The organism is Pseudomonas cistanchae, assembly GCF_054483635.1.
The window spans coordinates 154,426-176,162 of sequence record NZ_JBTLWN010000003.1 but is presented as its reverse complement, the minus strand read 5'-3'; the positions used below and the strand labels follow the sequence as shown (position 1 = coordinate 176,162).

Below are 21,737 nucleotides of genomic sequence, written 5' to 3'. Positions count from 1 at the left end.
AGGAGAGCGTAATGAGCTTGCAAGGTAAGGTCGCATTAGTCACTGGGGCGAGCCGTGGTATTGGCCAGGCCATCGCACTGGAGTTGGGGCGCCAAGGCGCTGTGGTGGTCGGTACGGCAACTACCGAATCGGGTGCCGAGCGTATCGCCGCGACCTTGAAGGAGCACGGCATCGAAGGTACTGGTCTGGTACTCGATGTCAGCAACAGCGAGTCGGTCACCAGTACCCTTGAGCACATCCAGCAACACATCGGCCAGCCGTCGGTCTTGGTTAATAATGCCGGTATCACCCGCGATAACCTGATGCTGCGGATGAAAGACGATGAGTGGTTCGATGTCATCAATACCAACCTAAGCAGCTTGTATCGGCTGACCAAGGCTGTATTGCGCGGAATGACCAAGGCGCGCTACGGGCGCATCATCAACATCGGCTCGGTGGTTGGGGCGATGGGCAATGCCGGTCAAGTGAATTATGCTGCGGCCAAGGCCGGGCTCGAAGGTTTTGGGCGTGCGCTGGCGCGCGAGGTCGGTTCCAGAGCTATTACCGTGAACGCGGTTGCGCCAGGCTTTATTGATACCGATATGACCCGTGAGTTGCCGGAAGCTCAGCGCGACGCGCTGTTAGTGCAGATTCCGCTGGGTCGTCTGGGGCAGGCCGAAGAGATCGCAAAAGTGGTCGCTTTCCTCGCTTCTGATGGCGCGGCTTACGTTACAGGGGCTACTATCCCTGTGAATGGCGGAATGTACATGAGCTAAATGTGACGGATGGCTTCGGAAAACTGTCATAGACGCTGTCTAAAATCCGTTATAAAGCTGCAACAGGTTTATGGGCAGTTCGTTGAAGCGGTTCCGGCTCCTCGGCATTCAGCTTGAAATGCTAAAAACCCTTTATATACACTTGGCCGCAGACTAGCTGCCGGATTTTTCCAACAGGAGTGAAAACAAGGTATGAGCACCATCGAAGAACGCGTCAAGAAAATCGTTGCTGAGCAACTGGGCGTTAAGGAAGAGGAAGTCACCAACAGCGCTTCCTTCGTCGAAGACCTGGGTGCCGACTCTCTTGACACCGTTGAGCTGGTGATGGCTCTCGAAGAGGAATTCGAGACCGAGATCCCGGACGAGCAAGCTGAGAAGATCACCACCGTTCAGGAAGCTATCGATTACGTTACTGCTCACGCGTAATAGCTAAATCGTAGTTTCTCGATTCGGAAAAGCCGCACGCCTGTAAGGGGGTGCGGCTTTTCTTTAAGCGCATTGCATGCGTGGAACACTAGAGGAGATTGCTGTGTCGCGTAGACGCGTCGTGGTTACCGGTATGGGGATGTTGTCGCCACTGGGTAACGATGTGCCGAGCAGCTGGCAGGGCATTTTGGCCGGGCGCAGCGGTATCGGCCTGCTTGAACATATGGACCTTTCCGCTTTTTCCACCCGATTTGGTGGTTCGGTCAAAGGCTTCAATGTCGAGGAGTATTTGTCCGCTAAAGAGGCGCGCAAGCTCGATCTTTTTATTCAATATGGCCTGGCCGCAAGCTTCCAGGCGGTTCGGGATTCCGGGCTGGAAGTGACCGATGCCAATCGCGAGCGCATTGGCGTGGCGATGGGCTCGGGTATTGGTGGGTTGACCAATATCGAGAACAACTGCAAGTCGCTTATCGAGCAAGGACCACGGCGCATTTCGCCGTTCTTCGTACCGGGCTCGATCATCAATATGATTTCCGGCTTCCTGTCGATCCACCTGGGTTTACAGGGGCCTAATTATGCCATCGCCACCGCCTGTACCACCGGTACCCACTGCATCGGCATGGCCGCACGCAACATCATGTACGGCGAAGCGGATGTCATGGTTGCAGGCGGCGCCGAAATGGCGGCCTGCGGACTCGGTTTGGGCGGTTTCGCTGCCGCACGTGCATTGTCGACCCGAAACGACGATCCAACCAAGGCCAGCCGTCCTTGGGACAAGGACCGTGACGGCTTCGTGCTCTCCGATGGCGCGGGTGCGCTGGTCCTAGAGGAGCTGGAGCACGCCAAGGCGCGCGGTGCGCATATTCATGCGGAGCTGATTGGCTTCGGCATGAGTGGCGACGCCTATCACATGACCTCACCGCCGGAGGATGGCGCAGGCGCGGCACGCTGCATGACCAATGCGCTGCGTGATGCCGGTGTGAACGCCGCTCAGGTGCACTACATCAATGCCCATGGCACCTCGACTTCGGCCGGTGACAAAGCGGAGGTCGCCGCTGTGAAATCGGTATTCGGCGAGCAGGCATATAAGCTCGCAGTCAGCTCGACCAAGTCGATGACCGGCCACCTGCTCGGCGCCGCAGGGGCGGTTGAGGCCATCTTTAGCATCTTGGCGATTCGCGATCAGGTAGCTCCGCCCACCATCAATCTGGACACGCCTGATCAAGGTTGTGACCTCGATTTCGTGGCGCACCAGGCCAAGGCCATGCCGATCGACGTTGCGCTTTCCAACTCCTTCGGATTTGGTGGCACCAACGGCTCACTGGTGTTTCGCCGGTTCGTCGACTGATGCTGAGTTGGGTCGACGGCATCCCGGCCGAGCTGCTGTCCGTCAAAGACCGCGGCTTGGCCTATGGCGACGGGCTGTTCGAAACCATCGCGGTCAGTGCGGGCAAACCCAGGTTATTGGAGCGGCATCTGGCGCGTGTAGCCGAGGGATGCCAGCGCCTGCAGTTTTCAGTCGATCTAGCGCTACTGAGCGCGGAGCTGGTTGCCTTTGCTCAAGCCCTGAATGAGGGCGTCGCCAAGCTGATACTGACGCGAGGCGACGGCATGCGTGGCTATATGCTGCCGGCTGCATCTCAGGCACGACGTATCCTGCAGGGCAGCCCAAAGCCCACCTATCCAACGGACAATGCCGAGCAGGGCGTGCGTCTGTTTCCCTGCACCACGCGCCTGGCTGAGCAGCCTTTGCTGGCGGGTATGAAGCACCTCAATCGTCTGGAACAGGTATTGGCACGCGCCGAATGGCAGGATGCCGAGCATGCCGAAGGTTTGATGCGGGACACCACCGGCCGGGTAATCGAGTGCGTCTACAGCAATCTCTTTTGGAGCAAGGATGGCGTGTTGCTGACGCCGGATCTGAGCCGCTGCGGCGTGGCCGGCGTCATGCGCGCAGAGTTGTTGGCGCAGGCGAGGGTTCTCGGTATCGCGTGTGAAGTACGTGATTGCAGTCTCGATGAATTGCTGACCGCAGATGAGGTGTTTGTCTGCAACAGCCTGTATGGCGTTTGGCCGGTGCGGGCGTTGCAAGCACACGACTGGTCGGTTGGCCCGCTCACCCGTAAACTGCAGGCCATTGCCCGCGATCTATTGGACTGCTGATTCGTGATACGCAAACTCTTACTGCTGCTCGAAGGCGGTGTTCTGCTGGCCGCCGTATTGGTGGTGTTCGTTGCCTGGCAACAGCATTCAGCGCTGCAGCAACCGCTCAACCTTAGCGAAGAGCGCCTGATCGAGGTGCCAGCAGGCGCTACGCCTGGTGGCGTGCTTAACCGCCTGGAAAGCGAAGGGCTGCTGCATGGCGCGTTCTGGCTACGTCAGTACTGGCGTTTCAACCTCGCAAACCAGCCGCTGCACAGCGGTGAATATCGTCTGACGCCAGGTCTCAAGGTCGTCGACATGCTCGCTCTCTGGCGCCGCGGCGAGGTCGTGCAATACAGCCTGACCTTGGTCGAGGGCTGGAGTTTTCGCCAGGTGCGCGCGGCACTGGCGCGCCAGGACAAGCTCAAGCTCACTCTGGGTGAGTTGAGCGATGCTGAACTGATGAAACGCCTGGGGCAGCCGGGCGTGAACCCGGAAGGTCGTTTTTTCCCCGACACCTACAGCTTCGTTCGCGGCATGAGTGATCTTGATTTGCTCAAGCAGGCATATGCGCGCTTGCAAGACGTGTTGGCTGAAGAATGGCAAGGACGCGCCGAGGGTTTGCCCTACAAGGAGCCTTATGACGCCTTGATCATGGCATCGATGATCGAAAAGGAAACCGGCGTACCCCAGGAGCGTGGCGAAATTGCCGGCGTGTTCGTGCGGCGCCTGCGCAACGGCATGCGCCTGCAAACCGACCCGACCGTCATCTACGGCATGGGTGAGCGTTATACCGGCAAGATCACGCGTGCCGACCTGCGCGAACCAACGCCCTACAACACCTACACCATCGACGGTATGCCGCCCACGCCCATCGCACTGGTCGGCCGCGAAGCCATTCACGCGGCATTGCACCCAGCACCGGGCAGCAGCCTGTATTTCGTCGCGCGTGGCGATGGCAGTCACGTATTTTCCGACAGTCTTGATGAACACAACCGTGCAGTGCGTGAGTATCAGCTCAAGCGCCGTGCGGATTATCGTTCTAGCCCGGCGCCCGCCAAGCCCAGCAATCAATAAGGACAGCCCGTGAGCGGTTTGTTTATCACCCTGGAAGGCCCCGAGGGCGCCGGTAAAAGCACCAATCGGGATTACCTGGCCAGGCGCCTGGCGGAGCGCGGGGTCGAGGTCCTGTTGACCCGCGAGCCCGGCGGAACGCCATTGGCCGAGCAGATCCGCGAACTGCTGTTGACTCCCAATGCAGAGCCTATGGCAGCGGATACCGAACTGCTGCTGGTATTTGCCGCCCGCGCCCAGCATCTGGCCCACGTCATTCGCCCGGCACTGGCTCGTGGTTGCGTGGTGCTGTGTGATCGTTTTACCGACGCGACCTACGCTTATCAGGGCGGCGGCCGTGGCCTTTCGGTTGCGCGCATCGCGACCTTGGAAACGTTTGTTCAGGATGCATTACGACCGGACCTGACTCTGGTTTTTGATTTGCCGGTAGAGGTTGGTCTCGCCCGCGCCGCTGCCCGTGGTCGCCTTGATCGTTTCGAGCAGGAAGGTCGCGGCTTCTTCGATTCGGTGCGGCGAACCTACCTGGAGCGCGCGGCCGCTGAACCATCGCGCTACCGGATCGTCGATGCTGCACAGCCGTTGACTGAGGTGCAGCAAGCCCTGGATACGCTGTTGCCGCACATTCTGGAATTGCGCCGTGGCTGACGTTTACCCCTGGCAAAACGCGCTTTGGCAGCAACTGGCTGGTCGCACCCAACATGCACATGCCTACCTGCTGCACGGTCCTGCCGGTATCGGCAAGCGGGCGCTGGCTGAGCGGCTGATGGCGCGATTGCTGTGCCAGAAACCAGACGGCCTGAACGCGTGTGGCCAGTGTAAGTCTTGCTACCTGTTAGCGGCCGGTAGCCACCCCGACAACTTCATTTTGGAACCGGAAGAAGCCGACAAAGCGATCAAGGTCGATCAGGTGCGTGAGTTGGTGGGCTTCGTGGTGCAGACCGCGCAGCTCGCCGGACGCAAGGTGGTGCTCGTTGAGCCGGCCGAGGCGATGAACCTGAACGCCGCCAATGCGTTGCTGAAAAGCCTTGAAGAGCCCTCCGGCGATACGGTTCTGCTGCTGATCAGCCACCAGCCCAGCCGTCTGCTGCCAACGGTCAAGAGCCGCTGTGTGCAGCAGGCCTGCCCATTGCCCAGCGAGGCGCTGAGCATGCAGTGGCTGGCCGAGGCGCTGCCGGATTGTGCCGATGATGAGCGCGCGGAGCTGCTCTACTTGGCGGCAGGCTCGCCATTGATCGCGACGCGCATGCATGCCCAAGGCGTTCGTGAGCAGCGCGCCCAGGTGGTGGATGGCGTTAAGAAGCTGATCAAGCAACAGATAGCGCCCAGCCAATTGGCCGAAAGCTGGAATGCCGTGTCTCTGCAATTGCTGTTCGACTGGTTCTGCGACTGGTCGCAGTTGCTGTTGCGCTATCAACTGACGCGTGACGAGGCGGGTCTTGGTCAGCCCGATATGCGCAAGGTCGTGCAGTACCTGGCAGAGAAGTCGCCCCAGGCAAAGGTGCTGAACATCCAGGAGTGGTTGCTGGTGCAGCGCCAGAAAGTGCTGGGCAAGGCCAACCTTAACCGTGTCTTGCTTCTCGAAGCCCTGCTGGTGCAGTGGGCAAGCCTGCCCGGACCACGCTAGAATCGCCCCATCCCGTACTATAAAAAATCAGGAATGCCGCATGAGCTTGCCACCTAATTTGGGTCCGCGTAACGGAATCTTGTCTTTGACCATCAAGGACAAATCCGTGCTCTATGCCGCTTACATGCCCTTCGTCAAAAACGGTGGATTGTTTATCCCCACCAACAAGAGCTACAAGCTCGGCGATGAAGTGTTCATGTTGCTCAATCTCATGGACGAGCCGGAGAAGATCCCGGTGGCTGGCAAGGTTGTATGGATCACCCCCAAGGGCGCTCAGGGCAACCGCGCTGCGGGGGTCGGCGTGCAGTTCAACGATGGCGACAACACTGCACGCAATAAAATTGAGACCTACCTGGCCGGTGCACTGACATCGGATCGCCCGACGCACACCATGTAACACGCGGACCTTCTACATGGTTTCCCTGGCAATAAAGGTGTCCGCTGCGGCACCGACTTCAAGTGATCGCTGCCCATGTTGGTTGATTCCCACTGTCACCTGGACCGTCTCGATCTGGCAGCCCACGCTGGTTCGCTCGATAGGGCGCTAGATGCCGCGCGTGCACGTGGCGTCGGGCATTTTCTCTGTATTGGCGTCAGCGCTGACAATGCGGCGGCGGTCAAGGGCTTGGCCGAGCGATACGTCGATGTCGACTGTTCGGTCGGCGTCCATCCGCTTGACCTTGAGCCTGGCGCCGCACCGGCTCTGGACTGGCTGCTCACCGAGCTTAATCATCCGAACGTCGTTGCCATTGGCGAAACGGGCCTCGACTACCACTACCAACCCGAAGCAGCCGAATTGCAGCGCCAGGCTTTCCGCCTGCACCTGCAGGCCGCACATATAACCGGCAAGCCGGTAATTGTGCATACCCGCGAAGCCCGCGCCGATACCCTGGCGTTGTTACGCGAGGCGGCGTTGCCGCAGGCCGGCGTGCTGCATTGTTTTACCGAAGACTGGGAGATGGCCAAGGCTGCGCTGGATATCGGTTTTTATATTTCGCTGTCCGGCATCGTTACCTTCCGCAATGCCGAGGCCCTGCGCGAGGTGGCTCGCCAGGTGCCGGCGGACCGGTTGCTGGTTGAAACCGATTCGCCCTATCTGGCTCCCGTACCTCATCGAGGCAAGCCGAATCTGCCGGAATACGTGCGCGATGTGGCGGAGTATCTGGCGGTCTTGCGAGGTGTCAGCTACGCCGAGCTTGCCGAGCAGACGGGTGCGAACTTCCAGCGCCTGTTTCCGCTTGCCCGGTTGAATAGCAGATAAAAAAACCCGGGTTCTGGGGGCGAATCCGGGTTAAGACCATTAGGAGTAATCAAGGTACGCGGTCCACGGTACCCTGCCTGGCGGGACACTTGGGGGGATGCCGCGCGCCAGTACGTATGAGTATTGGTCAAGTTTGTTAATCGTCCAGAGCAAAACCGGCCGTTCTTAAACGTATTTGGAATACCCAAACTACTGTTGAGTTCTCAGCCAGACGCCAACTGGTCTAGCAGCCGAACGGTTTCGTCGATCACCCGCTCCTCGGTGTAAAAGTGCGGTGAAAGCCGGATTCCGCCGCCTCGCTGCGCGCACACCACCTGCTCACTGTTCAAGCGCTTATGCAGGCGCTGATTATCCCAGCCGCTCAGGCTGAACGTGACAATACCGGCGCGCCTATCCAGGGCGACGGGGCTGAGTAGCGTGACGCCAGCAATCTGCTGCAAGCCATCGATCAACCCCTGCACGCGCGCCTGCAGGGCTTGGGCCACCTCATTCATACCCACTTCTTCAAGGAGCGACAGGCTGGCCTCCAGCGCCGTTGCTCCGAGCATGTTCGGGCTACCGCATTCGAAGCGTCTAGCGCTGCGGGCTGGTTGCCAGTCCTGACGCTGATAGTCGCCAGCGTGCTCAAGCATGTGCCAGCCGTACTCATGGAGCGTCAGGCGCTCGCGCAATTCGCCCCGGCAATAGAACACTGCAAGGCCTTCAGGACCGAGCATCCATTTATGTCCGTCCGCCATCGCGAAGTCGCACTGGTAGGCTTGAACATCGAAGGGCAGGGCGCCGAGATGCTGGATCGCATCGATGCAGAACAGCACGCCGCGATCTCGGCAACCTTGGCCCAAGCGTTCCAGATCCAGGCGCAGACCGCTGGCAAATTGCACGGCGCTGATCGACATAAGGCGGGTGCGAGGACCGCAGGCGTCCAGCAGGCTGATTTCCGGAACCCCGTTGTGCAAATCAACCTGAACAACCTTTACCCCTAACGGCCGGAGCGCCTCCCAGACGACGCGATTGGAAGGGAATTCTTCGCTGCTGATCACGATCTGATCGCCGGCGCGCCAGTCGAGCCCAAAGGCAACATACGACAGCGCTTGTGAAGTGTTTTTGACCAAAGCGATGTCGGCGCTGGAAGGCGCATTGAGCAGCCGCGCCAGGCGATCCCGTAGGCGGCGCTCGATCAATAACCAGTCCGTATAGTCGCGCGCACCAGTGCGGGCGTTCTGTTGCGCGAACCGGGTTACTGCATCCACGGCACGCTGCGGCCAGGGCGCGACAGCGGCGTGATTCAGATAACGTATTTCAGAAAGTTGCGGAAACTCGTCATTAACACCGTACATGGTCGGATGATCCGTGCAATTTGCCGGTAGTTAGGCATAATACGCGCCTTCGATTTTCGACCCCGTAGTCCTTTTATGCATAAAGAACCCCGCAAGGTCCGTGAGTTTCGCCGCCGCGAACAGGAAATTCTCGACACAGCGCTCAAGCTTTTCCTTGAACAGGGCGAAGACAGCGTAACCGTCGAGATGATCGCCGACGCCGTGGGTATAGGCAAAGGCACGATCTACAAGCACTTCAAATCCAAGGCGGAAATCTACCTGCGCCTGATGCTCGACTATGAGCGCGATCTGAACGAGCTGCTGCATTCGGCCGATGTCGACCGCGACAAGGAAGCTCTGTCGCGCGCCTATTTCGAGTTCCGTATGCGCGATCCGCAACGTTACCGGCTGTTCGACCGCTTGGAAGAGAAGGTGGTCAAGGGCAATCAAGTGCCGGAGATGGTCGAGCAACTGCACAAGATCCGCGCGTCCAACTTCGAGCGCCTGACCCAACTGATCAAGGGTCGCATCGCCGAGGGCAAACTCGAGGATGTTCCGCCTTATTTCCATTACTGTGCGGCATGGGCGCTGGTGCATGGTGCTGTCGCGCTCTATCACTCGCCGTTCTGGAGCAACGTGCTGGAAGATCAGGAAGGTTTCTTTCAGTTCCTGATGGATATCGGCGTGCGCATGGGCAACAAGCGCAAGCGCGACGGTGAGCCGCCAGCCAGCTGAGCTGGCCAGCCTGGAGCCACGCCGGAGTGTCAGTGACCGCCTTTCCCATCGCCTATATCGAGCCGGTGTTCCGCCCCCCAAGCGAAGCCCATTCGCTGATCTTGCCGGTTACCAATGGCTGCTCGTGGAACAATTGCACGTTCTGCGAAATGTATACCCAGGCACAGAAGAAATTCCGCGCCCGCGATGAAGTCCAGGTGCTGGACGAGATCCGCCGGGCGGGCGAGCAATTGATCGTGCAGCGCGTATTTCTCGCCGATGGCGATGCGCTGGTGCTGCCAACCCGGCGTTTATTGACCATCTTGTCTGCCATTCGCGAATTCATGCCGGCCGTCGAGCGTGTCTCCAGCTATTGCCTGCCGCGCAATTTGCGCAAGAAGTCGGTGGACGAGCTGAAAGAGCTGGCCGATGCCGGCCTGCGCATGGCGTACGTGGGGTGCGAGTCGGGGGACGACGAGGTGCTGGCGCGGGTCAATAAAGGCGAAACCTTTGCCTCCAGCCTCAGCGCCCTGGATAAGCTAGGGCAAGCCGGTATCGACCGTTCCGTGATGATTCTCAACGGCCTCGGCGGTACACAACTAAGCATGCAGCACGCCGACAATTCGGCTCGGTTGATGAATGAATCTCAGCCCGAATTTCTTTCCGCCCTGGTGGTCAGCTTTCCGCAGGGCGAGGCGCGTTTTCGTCAGGCCTTTGCCGACTATCAGCCGCTAAGTCAGGCTCAGCTTTTTGCCGAAGTCGAGCGGCTGTTACAGGGCTTGCAGCTGCGCGACACGGTGTTTCGCAGCGATCACGCCTCCAACTACCTGGTCCTCAAGGGCACCTTGGGTGCAGACAAAGCGCGCTTGCTCGCCCAGGTGCGTGAAGCCATAGAGCGGCCGCAAGGTGCTGGGTTGCGTCAGGAGTGGCAGCGCGGCCTTTGATGGCGTGGAACCTGCATTGCTGAGCGATCCGCCGGTTTATCGTCACCGGCACCGGGAGGAATGTAATGCGTAGCCTGATCGTATTGATAACGCTGATTGCCCTAAGCGGCTGCATGAAAGTCAGTGATCTGGCCGGCGGCGCCGCCGACCAGCTGCGGGACGTCGGTATTCTCGATCACAGCCAGACTCGCCGGTCCAACGGCTGGCGTCTGCAGCCCGACTCGTTTATCTACATTGCTCAGGGGCATTTCGTTCCGCCGGGCAATGCCTATCCCCGACCCAATGTGGTGGCCGAAGAGGCGTTCAAAGGCTTCGTCGAGTATTTTCCGCTGGTAAGGCGAGCCCGTGCACCATTGGGCCTCGACGAGGCGATGAGCGAGGCCCATGCGGCCGGCGCGCATTACCTGCTGTACAGCCGGTTCGCCTATGCCGATGATCGAATTGGAACTGTCGAGGAATGGGAGGATCAAGAAGCACTGGATCGACTCGGCATCGATCGCAGTGTGATCCAGCTAATGCTGATCGAAACCAATACCCGTTATCTCGTCGACACTGCGCGTATTCGTAGTCGCGGCGGTTTTCTGACGGCCTACGACACTCAACCGGAAGATTTGCTCGGCCCACCGTTGCAGGATTACGCCCGCAAATTGCTCGGGGTGAGCCGCTAAGGAAAAACCTGATGACTGAAACCGGTAAAGCCAACGATCTGTTGGCGCAGATCCCCAAGAGCGACAAGAAAGGTTTGCCGCCTGTGCATCTCTGGAATCCGGAGTTTTGCGGTCATATCGATATGCGCATTGCCCGAGACGGCACCTGGTTCTACATGGGCACACCCATCGGGCGTAAACCGATGGTCAAGCTGTTCTCAACGATTATCCGCCGTGATGGCGATGATTATGTGCTGGTCACCCCAGTCGAGAAGGTTGGGATCAAGGTTGATGACGCACCGTTCGTGGCTGTCGAGTTGCAGGTTGAAGGCGAGGGCGAGGCCCAGCTGCTGCGGTTCATCACCAATGTTGAAGATGAGGTCGTGGCGGGCACCGAGCACCCGCTCAGGGTTGAGCTGGATGCGAACACCGAGGAGCCGGCGCCTTACATATTGGTGCGCAGCAACCTGGAAGCGCTGATTCACCGCAATGTGTTCTACCAACTGGTCGAGCTGGCTGTGCCGCGGCAAATCGAGGGCAGAAGCTGGTTAGGGGTCTGGAGCAGTGGGGCGTTTTTCCCTATCGGTCCGTTACCGGATTGACGCTTAGGCGTTATTACCCCTGATAAGAAAAAGGCTCCCGAGGGAGCCTTTTCTGCATTACATGTTGGGGTAGTTCGGCCCGCCAGTGCCTTCCGGCGCCACCCAGTTGATGTTCTGGGCGGGGTCCTTGATGTCACAGGTTTTGCAATGCACGCAGTTCTGCGCGTTGATCTGGAACTTCTTCTCGCCGTCTTCCTTGGTGACGATTTCGTATACGCCGGCCGGGCAATAACGCTGCGCCGGCTCGTCGTATAGCGGCAGGTTCTTCGTCAGCGGAATGCTCGGGTCGGTGAGCTTCAGGTGGCAGGGCTGCTCCTCTTCATGGTTGGTGTTGGAGAGGAATACCGAGCTCAGTTTGTCGAAGCTGAGTTTGCCGTCCGGCTTCGGGTAGGCAATTTTCTGCGCCTCGGCGGCAGGCTTCAGGCAAGCGTAATCGGGCTTGGTGTCGTGCAGGGTAAACGGGATCTTGCCGCCGAAGATGTTCTGATCGAGGTAGTTGAACGCGCCGCCTGCCAGGGTGCCGAACTTGTGGATCGCGGCGCCGAAGTTACGGCTGCGGAACAACTCGTCGTACAGCCAGCTGGCCTTGAATGCGTCGACATAACCGGTCAGCTGATCGCGACCTTCACGGCCCGCGAACAGAGCATCTGCTACTGCATCGGCTGCGAGCATGCCGGACTTCATGGCGGTATGGCTGCCTTTGATCTTGGCGAAGTTGAGAGTGCCGAGGTCGCAACCGATCAACGCGCCGCCGTTGAAAATCATTTTCGGCAGGGAGTTCAAACCGCCCTTGGCAATGGCGCGTGCACCGTAGGAAACGCGCTTGCCGCCTTCGAGGTACTGGGCAATCACCGGGTGGTGCTTGTAGCGCTGGAACTCGTCGAACGGCGACAGGTGCGGGTTGCTGTAGGACAGGTCGATGATCAGGCCGACTACCACCTGGTTGTTTTCCAGGTGATAGAGGAACGAGCCGCCGGTGTTTTCGCTGTCCATCAGCGACAATGGCCAGCCAGCGGTGTGCACGACCAGACCCTGCTCGTGCTTGGCTGGGTCGATATCCCAGATCTCCTTGATGCCAATGCCGTAATGCTGAGCGTCGGCTTCGGAGTCGAGGTTGAATTGCTTGATCAGCTGCTTGCCGATATGGCCACGGCAGCCTTCGGCGAATAGCGTGTACTTGGCGCGCAGTTCCATGCCGGGGGTGTAATAACCTTCCTTCGGGTGACCTTCGCGGTCGACCCCCAGGTCGCCGGTAAGGATGCCGTAGACCGCGCCGTTCTCATCGATCAGCGCTTCCTGGGCAGCAAAACCTGGGTAGATTTCCACGCCGAGGTTCTCGGCCTGTTGTGCCAGCCAGCGGCACAGATTGCCCAGGGAGATGATGTAGTTGCCCTGGTTGTGCATCGTCTTGGGCACGAACAGATCAGGGATTCGGCTGGCTTTCTCGGCGTTCTTGAGCAGGTAGATGTCGTCGCGCTTGACCGGGGTATTCAAGGGCGCGCCGAGTTCTTTCCAGTCCGGGAACAGCTCGTTCAGGGCACGCGGCTCGAAGACCGCGCCGGACAAAATGTGAGCACCGACTTCGGAACCTTTCTCGACCACGCAGACGCTGATCTCTTTACCCGCTTCGGCGGCTTTCTGTTTCAGTCGGCAGGCGGCGGACAAACCAGCAGGGCCGGCGCCGACGATGACGACGTCGAATTCCATAAATTCGCGTTCCACAGGCTATCTCCTACTCAAGGCACTCTAATTTTATTTGGCGGGCAGGCTCATTCCCTAAGCGATGCTGGCGCATTATATCCAGACCCTACGCATGGGCCAATACAAACGTTTGTTTGAATTTCTGTAGGGCTGTTAGAATCCTACTACATCGCTGACGATTGGCTGGTCCGCTGTATTGACCAGCCTAGGTCGTGCGGTCAAGATACGGGCGGTTTTGTGTCTGCCGTTATTGGTTGGCTCCCGGTTCCGCCGGTCTGCAGTTCCCGCCATGTTCGCTTCTGGCGACATTCTTATTCACCGGAGAGTAACGAGGAATCCATGAAGGTTCTTGTAGCTGTCAAACGAGTGGTCGACTACAACGTCAAAGTTCGCGTCAAAGCGGACAACAGCGGCGTTGATCTTGCCAACGTCAAGATGTCGATGAACCCTTTCTGCGAAATCGCCGTGGAAGAAGCGGTACGCCTTAAAGAGAAGGGCGTGGCGAGCGAAATCGTTGTCGTAACCATCGGCCCGGCCACTGCTCAAGAGCAGCTGCGAACCGCGCTGGCGCTGGGTGCTGACCGTGCAATCCTGGTTGAGTCCGGTGACGAGCTGAACTCTCTGGCTGTGGCCAAACTGCTCAAGGCAGTGGTCGATAAAGAACAGCCGCAGCTGGTGATCATGGGCAAACAGGCCATCGACAGCGATAACAACCAGACCGGCCAGATGCTGGGCGCGCTGACTGGTTTCGGCCAGGGCACCTTCGCTTCCAAGGTTGAAGTCGCTGGTGACAAGGTCAACGTCACCCGTGAAATCGACGGCGGTCTGCAGACCGTTGCGTTGAACCTGCCGGCTATCGTGACCACCGACCTTCGTCTGAACGAGCCGCGCTACGCGTCGCTGCCGAACATCATGAAGGCCAAGAAGAAGCCGCTGGAAACCGTTACCCCGGGCGACCTGGGTGTTTCCACTGGCTCCACCGTCAAGACCCTGAAAGTCGAAGCGCCTGCTACTCGCAGCGCCGGTATCAAGGTTAAGTCCGTGGCTGAACTGGTCGAGAAACTGAAGAACGAGGCGAAGGTAATCTAAATGACTATCCTGGTTATCGCTGAACACACCAATGCCGCCCTGGCCCCTGCAACGCTGAACACCGTGGCTGCTGCCGCGAAGATCGGTGGCGACATCCACGTTCTGGTTGCAGGTGCCGCGTGCGGCGCAGCTGCCGAAGCCGCAGGCAAGATTGCCGGCGTGGCCAAGGTGCTGGTTGCTGACAACGCTGCTTTCGCGCACCAGCTGCCGGAAAACGTCGCGCCGCTGGTAGCTGAGCTGGGTAAGAGCTACAGCCACATTCTGGCTGCCGCTACCAGCAACGGTAAGAACATTCTACCGCGCGTTGCCGCTGCGCTTGACGTTGATCAGATCTCCGAGATCATCTCCGTTGAAAGCGCCGACACCTTCAAGCGTCCGATCTATGCCGGCAACGCCATCGCTACCGTGCAGTCCTCGGCTGCCGTGAAAGTGATCACCGTGCGCGCCACCGGTTTTGATCCGGTTGCTGCCGAAGGCGGTTCCGCATCTGTTGAAGCTGTTTCCACTGGCAGCGATGCGGGTAAGTCGGCTTTCGTCGGCGAAGAGCTGGCCAAGTCCGATCGTCCTGAACTGACCGCTGCCAAGATCGTCGTTTCCGGTGGTCGTGGCATGCAGAACGGCGACAACTTCAAGCACCTGTACGCTCTGGCCGACAAGCTGGGCGCTGCTGTAGGTGCCTCGCGCGCCGCTGTCGACGCAGGTTTCGTACCGAACGATATGCAGGTCGGTCAGACCGGCAAGATCGTTGCCCCGCAGCTGTACATCGCCGTCGGTATTTCCGGCGCGATCCAGCATCTGGCCGGTATGAAGGACTCCAAAGTGATCGTTGCGATCAACAAGGACGAAGAGGCGCCTATCTTCCAGGTGGCTGATTACGGTCTGGTTGCTGACCTGTTCGAAGCCGTACCTGAGTTGGAAAAGCTGGTTTAACCAGCCTCCCGACTACAAAAAACCCGCTTTCGAGCGGGTTTTTTATGGGCCTAGTTCGCGTTGCTGTCGAGAAATGCCTGATAGTGCGATGCCGTTTCCGTTGGGCGCTCGATCATCGGTGCATGGCCACACACCTGCATGATGACCACTGTTGGTCTGCGTAGCAGCGGTCGCATCACCTCAATGCTGAAGACATGCAGCACCTTGTCCTGATCACCCCAGAGCACCAAGGTGGGTGCCTCGATGTTGCCCAGCTCCGGTTCCAGCGGTATATAGCGGCTGATCAGCTGACTGAATACCTGCTCATTGTGCGCGCTGTTGGTGATGCTTTTTTCAGCCAGGTGCTGGGTGACTTTGGCGGGCAAGGTTGGTGGCTCGACGAAAATGAATTTCATCAGCCGGTCGAATTCTTCGGGTGTCTTCACCACCAGCGGGTTGGGGTCGCCACGTTCGAGGATTTGTATCAGCTCGCTCTTTTCGGGCGCTGTGATGCCGGCGTTGTCGAGTAGCGCGAGGGACAGAACCTGCTTCGGGTAGCGTGCGGCATACAGCGCGCTGATATGCCCGCCCATGGAGTTGCCGATCAGGTGCAACTGCTCGATACCCAGCGCTTCAGTGAACGCCGCGATGCGTTCGGCCTGCGTGCCGACATCATAGCTGGCAGCCGGTTTGCTGCTGTCGCCAAAGCCCGGCAGATCCACCGCGATGACGTTGTAGCGCTCGGTAAAATGGCGCGCGAAGCGTAGCCAGTTGTCTTTGTTTGCGCCAAAACCATGAACCATCAGAATGGTTTGCGCAGCTGTCGGCCCGCCCTGGTAATAATGAATGCTAAGATCGCCGACAGTCAGCTGTTCCGACGACAGCCCGGCTCGCTGGCGTTCGATGAATTGCATGCTGGCGAGTAGGGTGGCGGGGGAGTAGTAGAGCGTGGCCGCTGCACCGAGGACTATGAGTAGCAGGGCGAAAATCAGTTTTTTCACAGCGCATCCTTATCGCAATCTTGATTGAGCGGTGGTTAAGCTAACATGACTATCGAGCACAATTTGCACGCGTTGAACGCCTTTCAACCATTCGCGAGAAGCGCCAATGTATGAGCGTTATCCATTGAAATGTTTGCTGCTGTTCGCCAGCCTTTTCCTGGTGATGGGTTGGGCCAATGCCGCAGGCAAATGTGAGCGCCTGGTTGCGACAGGTAACCCTGAATACCCTCCCTATCTATGGCGCGACCCGGCAAATCCTCAGCAGCTGATCGGTGCCAATGCCGATTTGCTGGCGCACGTAGCCAAGGAGCTGGGTGTAGTCATCGACGTGATCTACACCGGCCCCTGGTCACGTGCTCAGGAAGAAGTGCGCACCGGTCGGGTTGATTTGATTGCCGGCGCTTTCCTGACCTTGCCGCGCCTGGAGTCCATGGACTATGTGCACCCGGCATTTTTCTACACACCCAATGTGGTCTGGGTCCGCCAGGGCGAGGCATTTCCCTATTCAGGCTGGGATGACCTGCGCAACCGCACCGGCGATACCCTGGTAAACAACAGTTTTGGCCAGCATTTCGATGCGTTCGCTAAAGCCAATCTGACTCTGGAAGGCGTATCCAGCCTGAGTCAGGCGTTTCAGAAGTTGATCCTCAAACGCACCGATTATGTGCTTTACGAGCGTTACCCTGGCTTGGCGTTGGCCGAAACCCTGGGTCTCGAAGGCCAGCTTGAAGTGCTCGAGCCGCCTATTTCGAGCGAAGGTCTGTACCTGACGCTGTCGCATAACTCCGCCTGTAACGATCCCTGGCTGCGCGGACAGCTCGCCAGGAAAATGGCAGAATTGGCCGCCGACGGCATGCCCGAGCTGTGGTTGCAGCGCAACCTTGCTCGGTGGAAAGAGCAGCAGGTGCCACCTGCGACTCCCCTTACTCAGTAGGAATTACTTGTGTTCACACGACGCCTTTGTGCCGTCACGCTGGCGCTTGCCCTTAGCGCATGCGCCAGCGATCCGGCGCCTACCGAACAATTACGCCTAAGCGACCAAGCGCTGTCCCAAGCCAAGGCGCTGGGCGCCGATACCGAACAATCGCCCGCCTTGAAAACCGCTGAAGCAAAACAGGCCCAGGCGCAAATGGCTATGCAGAACGGCGACTACAAGCAGGCGCGGGTGCTTGCCGAGCAAGCGGAGCTGGACGCACGGCTGGCCGAAGCGCAGGTGCTGACGCAGAAAAGCGAGGCTCAGCTAAGCCAGCTGAGTGAGCGAATCAATCGCTTGCGGCGACAGTTGGGAGAGCTGCAATGAGTACGATCAAGCAGCTGTTCACCGCTGCCGTGGCATCGTTGCTCGCCGGTTGCGCAACTTCGGAGCAAAGCATCCAGGCGCTGGAGGCGGCGCGCAGCAGCTTCCAGGCGGTCAAGGAAGACCCGGACGTTTTGCGCAGTGCGCCGAAAGATGTGATTCGCGCTGGTGAGTCGCTGGCCCGCGCCGATAGGTTATCGAGCTATTGGGGCAGTGCCGACGATGTCAGTCATTACGCCTATCTGAGCCAGCGCTACAGCGAGATCGCGGAGCAGCACAGCGCCCTCAGCCTGAATCAGGAGCGCGCGGCTAAGCTCGAACTGGAGCGTCAGCGTCTGCAACTCGCGTTGCGCGAAGCCAAGCTGTTGAGCGTGCAGGAGCAAGGCAATTGGTTGGAAGAGCAGATGCTCAGCCTGGTAACCAGCGAATCCGAGCGCGGCTTGGTGATGACCTTGGGAGACGTCCTCTTCGATGCTGGTCGTGCCGAGCTCAAGGCCTCGGCAAACCTGACGGTGCTCAAGCTCGTGCAGTTTCTGCAGCTGAACCCGAAGCGAGTAGTGCGCATCGAAGGTTATAGCGACAGTCGTGGCGACCCGCAGACCAATCTGCAGCTGTCCAAGGCACGGGCGCAGACCGTTGCCGACGTGCTGGTCGATCTCGGTATCGATAGCAGTCGGGTCGAGGTGGTAGGGCACGGCGCCAGTTTTCCGGTTGCGGAAAACGCGTCCGCCCGTGGCAGGGCGCAGAATCGTCGGGTGGAGATCGTTTTTTCCGACGAGCAAGGGCGTTTGGGCGCTAGGCGCTAACGGCAGCTATTAAAAGACCCGGGCAACCGGGTTTTTTTATGGTCAGGGAAAAGCTGTACGCCCTAGGTTGAATGTAACTGTGCCGGTGCAATTTAGCAGGTTTGCGCTACTGTTACGGTTCAATAACCGGAGACAGCGGCAATGACCAATCTGTTGCTTTATCAGCGCATCGCCCAACAGCTGGCTGAGGACATCAGGCGCGGCGTCTATCAGCCGGGCGAACGGGTGCCTTCGGTGCGTAAGATGAGCTCGCAGCTCAACGTCAGCCATGCCACGGTGTTGCAGGCCTATGCCAACCTGGAAGACCTGGGGCTGATTCGCGCACGCCCGCAATCCGGTTTCTACGTGCATCAAACCCCGGCCCTGACGGCGCCTACGCCGGACATTGCGCGAGTCGAACGGCCTGGATTGGTCACCCGCAGCAGCATCATCAATCAGGTCCTCACCGAGTCCCGGCGCGAAGGGGTATTCCCTTTAGGCGCCGCCGTGCCCCATGTCGAATATCTGCCGGTGCGCGCGCTGCACCAGCAGTTGGCCAAGGTCACGCGCTTCCACAGTGCGCGGGCCTTCAGTTACATGTTCAGCCCCGGTTTCGAGCCGCTGCGCCGTCAGGTGGCGATTCGCATGCGCGATGCCGGCGTGCTAGTGGACCCCTCCGAGGTGGTGATCACCCACGGCTGCGTCGATGCGCTGCAGATGTCGCTGCGGGTACTGACCAAGCCGGGCGATCTGATCGCCGCCGAGTCGCCCACCTACTACGGCCTGCTGCAGCTGGCGGATCTGCTGGGTCTTAAAGTCATCGAGATCCCCAGCGACCCCACCACCGGTATCAGCCTGGAAGCCCTGCAACTGGCCGCCAACCAGTGGCCGATCAAGGCCTTGGTACTGACTGCGCGTTTGAGCAATCCGCTCGGCGGCACCATGCCGGAAAACCGGCAAAAGCAGCTGCTGCGTTTGGCCGAGGACTACGACATCCAGATCGTCGAGGACGATATCTACGGCGAGCTGATGTTCGAGCAGGGGCCGACCAAGGCGCTCAAGTCCCATGATCGGGAAGGGCGCGTGGTGTATTGCTCGAGCTTCTCGAAAACCCTTTCGCCCGGCGTGCGCATCGGTTGGATAGTCGCGGGCAAGTATCAGGAGGAGGTCCAGCGCCTGCAGACCTTCAGCACCCACTCGGCTTGCAGCGTCACGCAGATGGCCGTGGCAGCCTACCTGGAGAACGGCGGGTACGATCGTCACCTGCGCTATATCCGCCAGGAATACCGCAAGAACCTCAGCGCCTTCCAGTTGGCCGTGCAGCAGCACTTCCCCGAAGGCACGCAGATCACCCGGCCCAATGGCGGCTTCATTCTCTGGGTCAGCCTGCCGGCACGGGTTAACACCAAGGACTTGCACGTACGCGCGCTGCAGCAAGGCATCAGCATCGCGCCAGGGTTGATCTTCAGCAATACCGAGCAGTTCAATCACTGCTTCCGGCTCAACTGCGGCATCCCGTGGAACCGCGAAGCGGAGCGGGCGCTGATCACCCTGGGCATGTTGTCCAGTCAGTTGTGTCAGGAAGTCAGCGCGGGGTAGGGATTTTTCAGGCGGTTAACCCGGATTGGCAACGGGCCCCGTCTACCTGAGCGAATGGTTCGTTCGATTGCTCAGGAGAGACCCCCATGACCGCTTATTCCGTTCTGCTCAGCCGTCCCCTTGCTGCCGGTTTTGCTGCTGGAGTGTTGATTGCCCTGGGCGCGTGCAGTGCGTCCAGTCCCGATGAGGCTCGCACCGCGGCCAAGCCGGCCAGTGCTGTGATAGTGGCCGATCACGCAAGCCAGGCACCGCGTACAGAGTTGCACGAGCTAGAAGCCGCGCCCGCGCAGGTGCATGTGCAGCGCAAAGCTGCGGCGACAGACAGCCTCATCATGCCGAGCGTGGCCTATGCGCCCGCACCTGTGGCGATGCCCGATGCTTTGCCGCCGGGTTACCGTGATGAGGGCCGTGAGCAGTACCAGAAGCTGGCCGACAATCCGGTGCATGCGGTGGCCGAAACCCCGGTGTCGACCTTCAGTATCGATGTCGATACCGGCAGCTACGCCAACGTGCGCCGTTTTCTCAACCAGGGTCAGTTGCCGCCGGCCGAGGCGGTGCGGCTGGAAGAGTTGGTCAATTACTTCCCCTATGCCTACCCGTTGCCGACCGGCGATACGCCCTTTGGCGTCGGCACTGAGTTGGCGGTGACGCCGTGGAATCCGCAGAGCCGGCTGCTGCGTATCGCGATCAAGGCGTCGGATATGCAGGTTGCAGAGTTGCCGCCGGCCAATCTGGTATTTCTGGTGGATGTCTCCGGTTCGATGGACCGCCGCGAAGGGCTGCCGATGGTGCAGAGCACCCTGAAGTTGCTGGTCGAGCAGTTGCGCGCCGAGGACAAGGTGTCCCTGGTGGTCTATGCCGGTTCATCCAGCGTGGTGCTGGAGCCGACCGCGGGCAGCGACAAGGCGAAGATCCGTGCGGCTATCGATCAGCTCACCGCAGGCGGTTCGACCGCAGGCGAGTCGGGCATTCAGCTGGCCTACCAGCAGGCCCAGCAGGGTTTTATCAAGAACGGTATCAACCGCATCCTGCTGGCCACCGATGGCGACTTCAATGTCGGCATCAGCGATTTCGAGACACTCAAGCAACTGGCGGCCGACAAGCGCAAGACCGGGATTTCCCTGACCACCCTGGGCTTCGGCACCGACAACTACAACGAGCAGTTGATGGAGCAGTTGGCCGATGCCGGCGATGGCAACTACGCCTATATCGACAACCTGCGCGAGGCGCGCAAGGTGCTGGTCGATCAGCTCGGCTCGACCCTGGCGACCGTGGCCAAGGACGTGAAGATCCAGGTCGAGTTCAACCCGGCCCAGGTCAGCGAGTACCGCCTGCTCGGCTATGAAAACCGCGCGCTGAAGCGTGAAGACTTCAGCAACGACAAGGTCGATGCCGGGGAGATCGGTGCCGGTCATACCGTCACCGCGCTGTATGAAATAGTCCCCGCTGGCAATAAGGGTTGGCTAGAGCCGCTGCGCTATCAGCAGGCGGAAAATACCGCTGGCAAGCAGGGCGAGCTGGCGCTGCTGCGCATCCGCTACAAGGCGCCGCAGCAGAGCAGCAGCAAGCTGGTGGAAATCCCCATTGAGGCGCAGCGCAACGCCCCGGCGATTGCCCAAGCCAGCGAGGATCTGCGTTTCGCCACCGCCGTTGCGGCCTTCGCCCAGCAGCTGAAAGGCGCGCACTACACCGGCGACTTTGACCTGGCCGCCAGCGCCGACCTGGCGCGCAGTGGCAAGGGCGAGGACCGCTTCGGCCTGCGTGGCGAGTTCGTGCAACTGGTCGAACTGGCGCAAAGCCTGCAAACTCCGTCTTCACTTCCCGCACCCAGCGCTGCCAAGGTCGACTAGC

Annotated in this window: 23 protein-coding genes; 20 read left to right on the top strand and 3 right to left on the bottom strand. The window is 59.6% G+C overall.

The genetic code is table 11. From position 1 onward, the window contains the following. Positions 1 to 11: 11 nt before the first annotated feature. The 9 genes from fabG (at position 12) to ACX0MV_RS10825 (ending at position 7,282) form a co-directional block, all read left to right on the top strand. Positions 12 to 755, top strand: a complete 744-nt coding sequence (gene fabG / locus ACX0MV_RS10865; protein WP_458982521.1) for a 3-oxoacyl-ACP reductase FabG — start codon at positions 12 to 14, stop codon at positions 753 to 755. A 192-nt stretch (positions 756 to 947) separates the two neighbouring features. After that, on the top strand, positions 948 to 1,181 hold the full coding sequence (gene acpP / locus ACX0MV_RS10860) for an acyl carrier protein (RefSeq protein WP_058066290.1): 234 nt from the start codon (positions 948 to 950) through the stop codon (positions 1,179 to 1,181). A 103-nt stretch (positions 1,182 to 1,284) separates the two neighbouring features. Continuing rightward, complete coding sequence (gene fabF, locus ACX0MV_RS10855; RefSeq protein ID WP_458982520.1) at positions 1,285 to 2,529, top strand: beta-ketoacyl-ACP synthase II; 1,245 nt, start codon at positions 1,285 to 1,287, stop codon at positions 2,527 to 2,529. Then, entirely contained in the window at positions 2,529 to 3,344 is an 816-nt protein-coding gene (gene pabC / locus ACX0MV_RS10850; RefSeq protein ID WP_458982519.1) for an aminodeoxychorismate lyase, read from the top strand. Before fabF ends, pabC begins: the two co-directional genes overlap by 1 nt. Positions 3,345 to 3,347: 3 nt before the next feature. After that, positions 3,348 to 4,400, top strand: a complete 1,053-nt coding sequence (gene mltG, locus ACX0MV_RS10845) for an endolytic transglycosylase MltG (protein WP_458982518.1) — start codon at positions 3,348 to 3,350, stop codon at positions 4,398 to 4,400. Between the two features lie 9 nt (positions 4,401 to 4,409). Then, positions 4,410 to 5,042: a dTMP kinase gene (gene tmk / locus ACX0MV_RS10840; protein WP_458982517.1), complete on the top strand. Its 633-nt coding sequence runs from the start codon at positions 4,410 to 4,412 to the stop codon at positions 5,040 to 5,042. Further along, entirely contained in the window at positions 5,035 to 6,021 is a 987-nt protein-coding gene (locus tag ACX0MV_RS10835) for a DNA polymerase III subunit delta' (RefSeq protein WP_458982516.1), read from the top strand. Before tmk ends, ACX0MV_RS10835 begins: the two co-directional genes overlap by 8 nt. A gap of 40 nt (positions 6,022 to 6,061) precedes the next feature. Continuing rightward, complete coding sequence (locus tag ACX0MV_RS10830; protein ID WP_458982515.1) at positions 6,062 to 6,418, top strand: PilZ domain-containing protein; 357 nt, start codon at positions 6,062 to 6,064, stop codon at positions 6,416 to 6,418. Between the two features lie 75 nt (positions 6,419 to 6,493). Continuing rightward, positions 6,494 to 7,282, top strand: coding sequence for a TatD family hydrolase (locus tag ACX0MV_RS10825; RefSeq protein ID WP_458982514.1), 789 nt, complete (start codon positions 6,494 to 6,496; stop codon positions 7,280 to 7,282). 203 nt (positions 7,283 to 7,485) lie between these two features. Here the strand turns inward: ACX0MV_RS10825 and ACX0MV_RS10820 are convergent, their stop codons facing one another. Continuing rightward, positions 7,486 to 8,619 (bottom strand): aminotransferase class V-fold PLP-dependent enzyme, encoded by a 1,134-nt coding sequence (locus ACX0MV_RS10820; RefSeq protein WP_458982513.1) that lies wholly within the window; start codon positions 8,617 to 8,619, stop codon positions 7,486 to 7,488. A gap of 75 nt (positions 8,620 to 8,694) precedes the next feature. Between ACX0MV_RS10820 and ACX0MV_RS10815 the strand changes: the two genes are divergently transcribed. The 4 genes from ACX0MV_RS10815 (at position 8,695) to ACX0MV_RS10800 (ending at position 11,505) form a co-directional block, all read left to right on the top strand. Further along, a complete protein-coding gene (locus tag ACX0MV_RS10815; protein WP_458982512.1) occupies positions 8,695 to 9,333 on the top strand; it encodes a TetR/AcrR family transcriptional regulator in 639 nt (212 codons plus the stop codon). A gap of 26 nt (positions 9,334 to 9,359) precedes the next feature. Continuing rightward, complete coding sequence (locus tag ACX0MV_RS10810; protein ID WP_458982511.1) at positions 9,360 to 10,256, top strand: radical SAM protein; 897 nt, start codon at positions 9,360 to 9,362, stop codon at positions 10,254 to 10,256. Positions 10,257 to 10,321: 65 nt separating this feature from the next. Continuing rightward, positions 10,322 to 10,924, top strand: a complete 603-nt coding sequence (locus tag ACX0MV_RS10805; protein ID WP_458982510.1) for a DUF4823 domain-containing protein — start codon at positions 10,322 to 10,324, stop codon at positions 10,922 to 10,924. A gap of 11 nt (positions 10,925 to 10,935) precedes the next feature. After that, positions 10,936 to 11,505, top strand: a complete 570-nt coding sequence (locus ACX0MV_RS10800; RefSeq protein ID WP_458982509.1) for a DUF1285 domain-containing protein — start codon at positions 10,936 to 10,938, stop codon at positions 11,503 to 11,505. A 57-nt stretch (positions 11,506 to 11,562) separates the two neighbouring features. On the opposite strand, the gene ACX0MV_RS10795 is transcribed toward ACX0MV_RS10800, so the two are convergent. After that, a complete protein-coding gene (locus ACX0MV_RS10795) occupies positions 11,563 to 13,227 on the bottom strand; it encodes an electron transfer flavoprotein-ubiquinone oxidoreductase (protein ID WP_458982508.1) in 1,665 nt (554 codons plus the stop codon). 318 nt (positions 13,228 to 13,545) lie between these two features. On the opposite strand from ACX0MV_RS10795, the gene ACX0MV_RS10790 reads away from it, so the two are divergent. After that, the gene (locus ACX0MV_RS10790; protein WP_458982507.1) at positions 13,546 to 14,295 is read left to right on the top strand and encodes an electron transfer flavoprotein subunit beta/FixA family protein; all 750 of its coding nucleotides are present in this window, start codon (positions 13,546 to 13,548) and stop codon (positions 14,293 to 14,295) included. Beyond that, entirely contained in the window at positions 14,296 to 15,225 is a 930-nt protein-coding gene (locus ACX0MV_RS10785; protein ID WP_458982506.1) for an electron transfer flavoprotein subunit alpha/FixB family protein, read from the top strand. A 50-nt stretch (positions 15,226 to 15,275) separates the two neighbouring features. On the opposite strand, the gene ACX0MV_RS10780 is transcribed toward ACX0MV_RS10785, so the two are convergent. Continuing rightward, the gene (locus tag ACX0MV_RS10780) at positions 15,276 to 16,205 is read right to left on the bottom strand and encodes an alpha/beta fold hydrolase (RefSeq protein ID WP_458982505.1); all 930 of its coding nucleotides are present in this window, start codon (positions 16,203 to 16,205) and stop codon (positions 15,276 to 15,278) included. Between the two features lie 106 nt (positions 16,206 to 16,311). Here ACX0MV_RS10780 and ACX0MV_RS10775 point away from each other — a divergent pair, with 106 nt between their 5' ends. The 5 genes from ACX0MV_RS10775 to ACX0MV_RS10755 all read left to right on the top strand — a co-directional run bounded on the left by ACX0MV_RS10775 (position 16,312) and on the right by ACX0MV_RS10755 (position 21,736). Further along, a complete protein-coding gene (locus ACX0MV_RS10775) occupies positions 16,312 to 17,139 on the top strand; it encodes a substrate-binding periplasmic protein (RefSeq protein ID WP_458982504.1) in 828 nt (275 codons plus the stop codon). Between the two features lie 9 nt (positions 17,140 to 17,148). Continuing rightward, on the top strand, positions 17,149 to 17,505 hold the full coding sequence (locus ACX0MV_RS10770) for a DUF4398 domain-containing protein (protein ID WP_458982503.1): 357 nt from the start codon (positions 17,149 to 17,151) through the stop codon (positions 17,503 to 17,505). Beyond that, positions 17,502 to 18,308 carry an OmpA family protein gene (locus ACX0MV_RS10765; RefSeq protein ID WP_458982502.1) on the top strand — a complete coding sequence of 269 codons (807 nt, stop codon included), beginning with the start codon at positions 17,502 to 17,504 and terminating at the stop codon, positions 18,306 to 18,308. The genes ACX0MV_RS10770 and ACX0MV_RS10765 overlap by 4 nt, the downstream gene beginning before the upstream one ends. 141 nt (positions 18,309 to 18,449) lie before the next feature. Beyond that, positions 18,450 to 19,886 carry an aminotransferase-like domain-containing protein gene (locus ACX0MV_RS10760; protein WP_458982501.1) on the top strand — a complete coding sequence of 479 codons (1,437 nt, stop codon included), beginning with the start codon at positions 18,450 to 18,452 and terminating at the stop codon, positions 19,884 to 19,886. An 86-nt stretch (positions 19,887 to 19,972) separates the two neighbouring features. Next, complete coding sequence (locus ACX0MV_RS10755; RefSeq protein WP_458982500.1) at positions 19,973 to 21,736, top strand: vWA domain-containing protein; 1,764 nt, start codon at positions 19,973 to 19,975, stop codon at positions 21,734 to 21,736. Position 21,737: the final 1 nt, after the last annotated feature.

Bases quoted from the DNA above. Each gene is read 5' to 3' on its own strand.
- acpP (WP_058066290.1), top strand. From the start codon at position 948: ATGAGCACCATCGAAGAACGCGTCAAGAAAATCGTTGCTGAGCAACTG.
- ACX0MV_RS10815 (WP_458982512.1), top strand. From the start codon at position 8,695: ATGCATAAAGAACCCCGCAAGGTCCGTGAGTTTCGCCGCCGCGAACAG.
- ACX0MV_RS10825 (WP_458982514.1), top strand. From the start codon at position 6,494: ATGTTGGTTGATTCCCACTGTCACCTGGACCGTCTCGATCTGGCAGCC.
- pabC (WP_458982519.1), top strand. From the start codon at position 2,529: ATGCTGAGTTGGGTCGACGGCATCCCGGCCGAGCTGCTGTCCGTCAAA.
- ACX0MV_RS10805 (WP_458982510.1), top strand. From the start codon at position 10,322: ATGCGTAGCCTGATCGTATTGATAACGCTGATTGCCCTAAGCGGCTGC.
- ACX0MV_RS10765 (WP_458982502.1), top strand. From the start codon at position 17,502: ATGAGTACGATCAAGCAGCTGTTCACCGCTGCCGTGGCATCGTTGCTC.
- ACX0MV_RS10755 (WP_458982500.1), top strand. From the start codon at position 19,973: ATGACCGCTTATTCCGTTCTGCTCAGCCGTCCCCTTGCTGCCGGTTTT.
- ACX0MV_RS10790 (WP_458982507.1), top strand. From the start codon at position 13,546: ATGAAGGTTCTTGTAGCTGTCAAACGAGTGGTCGACTACAACGTCAAA.
- ACX0MV_RS10775 (WP_458982504.1), top strand. From the start codon at position 16,312: ATGTATGAGCGTTATCCATTGAAATGTTTGCTGCTGTTCGCCAGCCTT.
- ACX0MV_RS10830 (WP_458982515.1), top strand. From the start codon at position 6,062: ATGAGCTTGCCACCTAATTTGGGTCCGCGTAACGGAATCTTGTCTTTG.
- ACX0MV_RS10800 (WP_458982509.1), top strand. From the start codon at position 10,936: ATGACTGAAACCGGTAAAGCCAACGATCTGTTGGCGCAGATCCCCAAG.
- ACX0MV_RS10785 (WP_458982506.1), top strand. From the start codon at position 14,296: ATGACTATCCTGGTTATCGCTGAACACACCAATGCCGCCCTGGCCCCT.
- fabG (WP_458982521.1), top strand. From the start codon at position 12: ATGAGCTTGCAAGGTAAGGTCGCATTAGTCACTGGGGCGAGCCGTGGT.
- ACX0MV_RS10820 (WP_458982513.1), bottom strand. From the start codon at position 8,619: ATGTACGGTGTTAATGACGAGTTTCCGCAACTTTCTGAAATACGTTAT.
- ACX0MV_RS10760 (WP_458982501.1), top strand. From the start codon at position 18,450: ATGACCAATCTGTTGCTTTATCAGCGCATCGCCCAACAGCTGGCTGAG.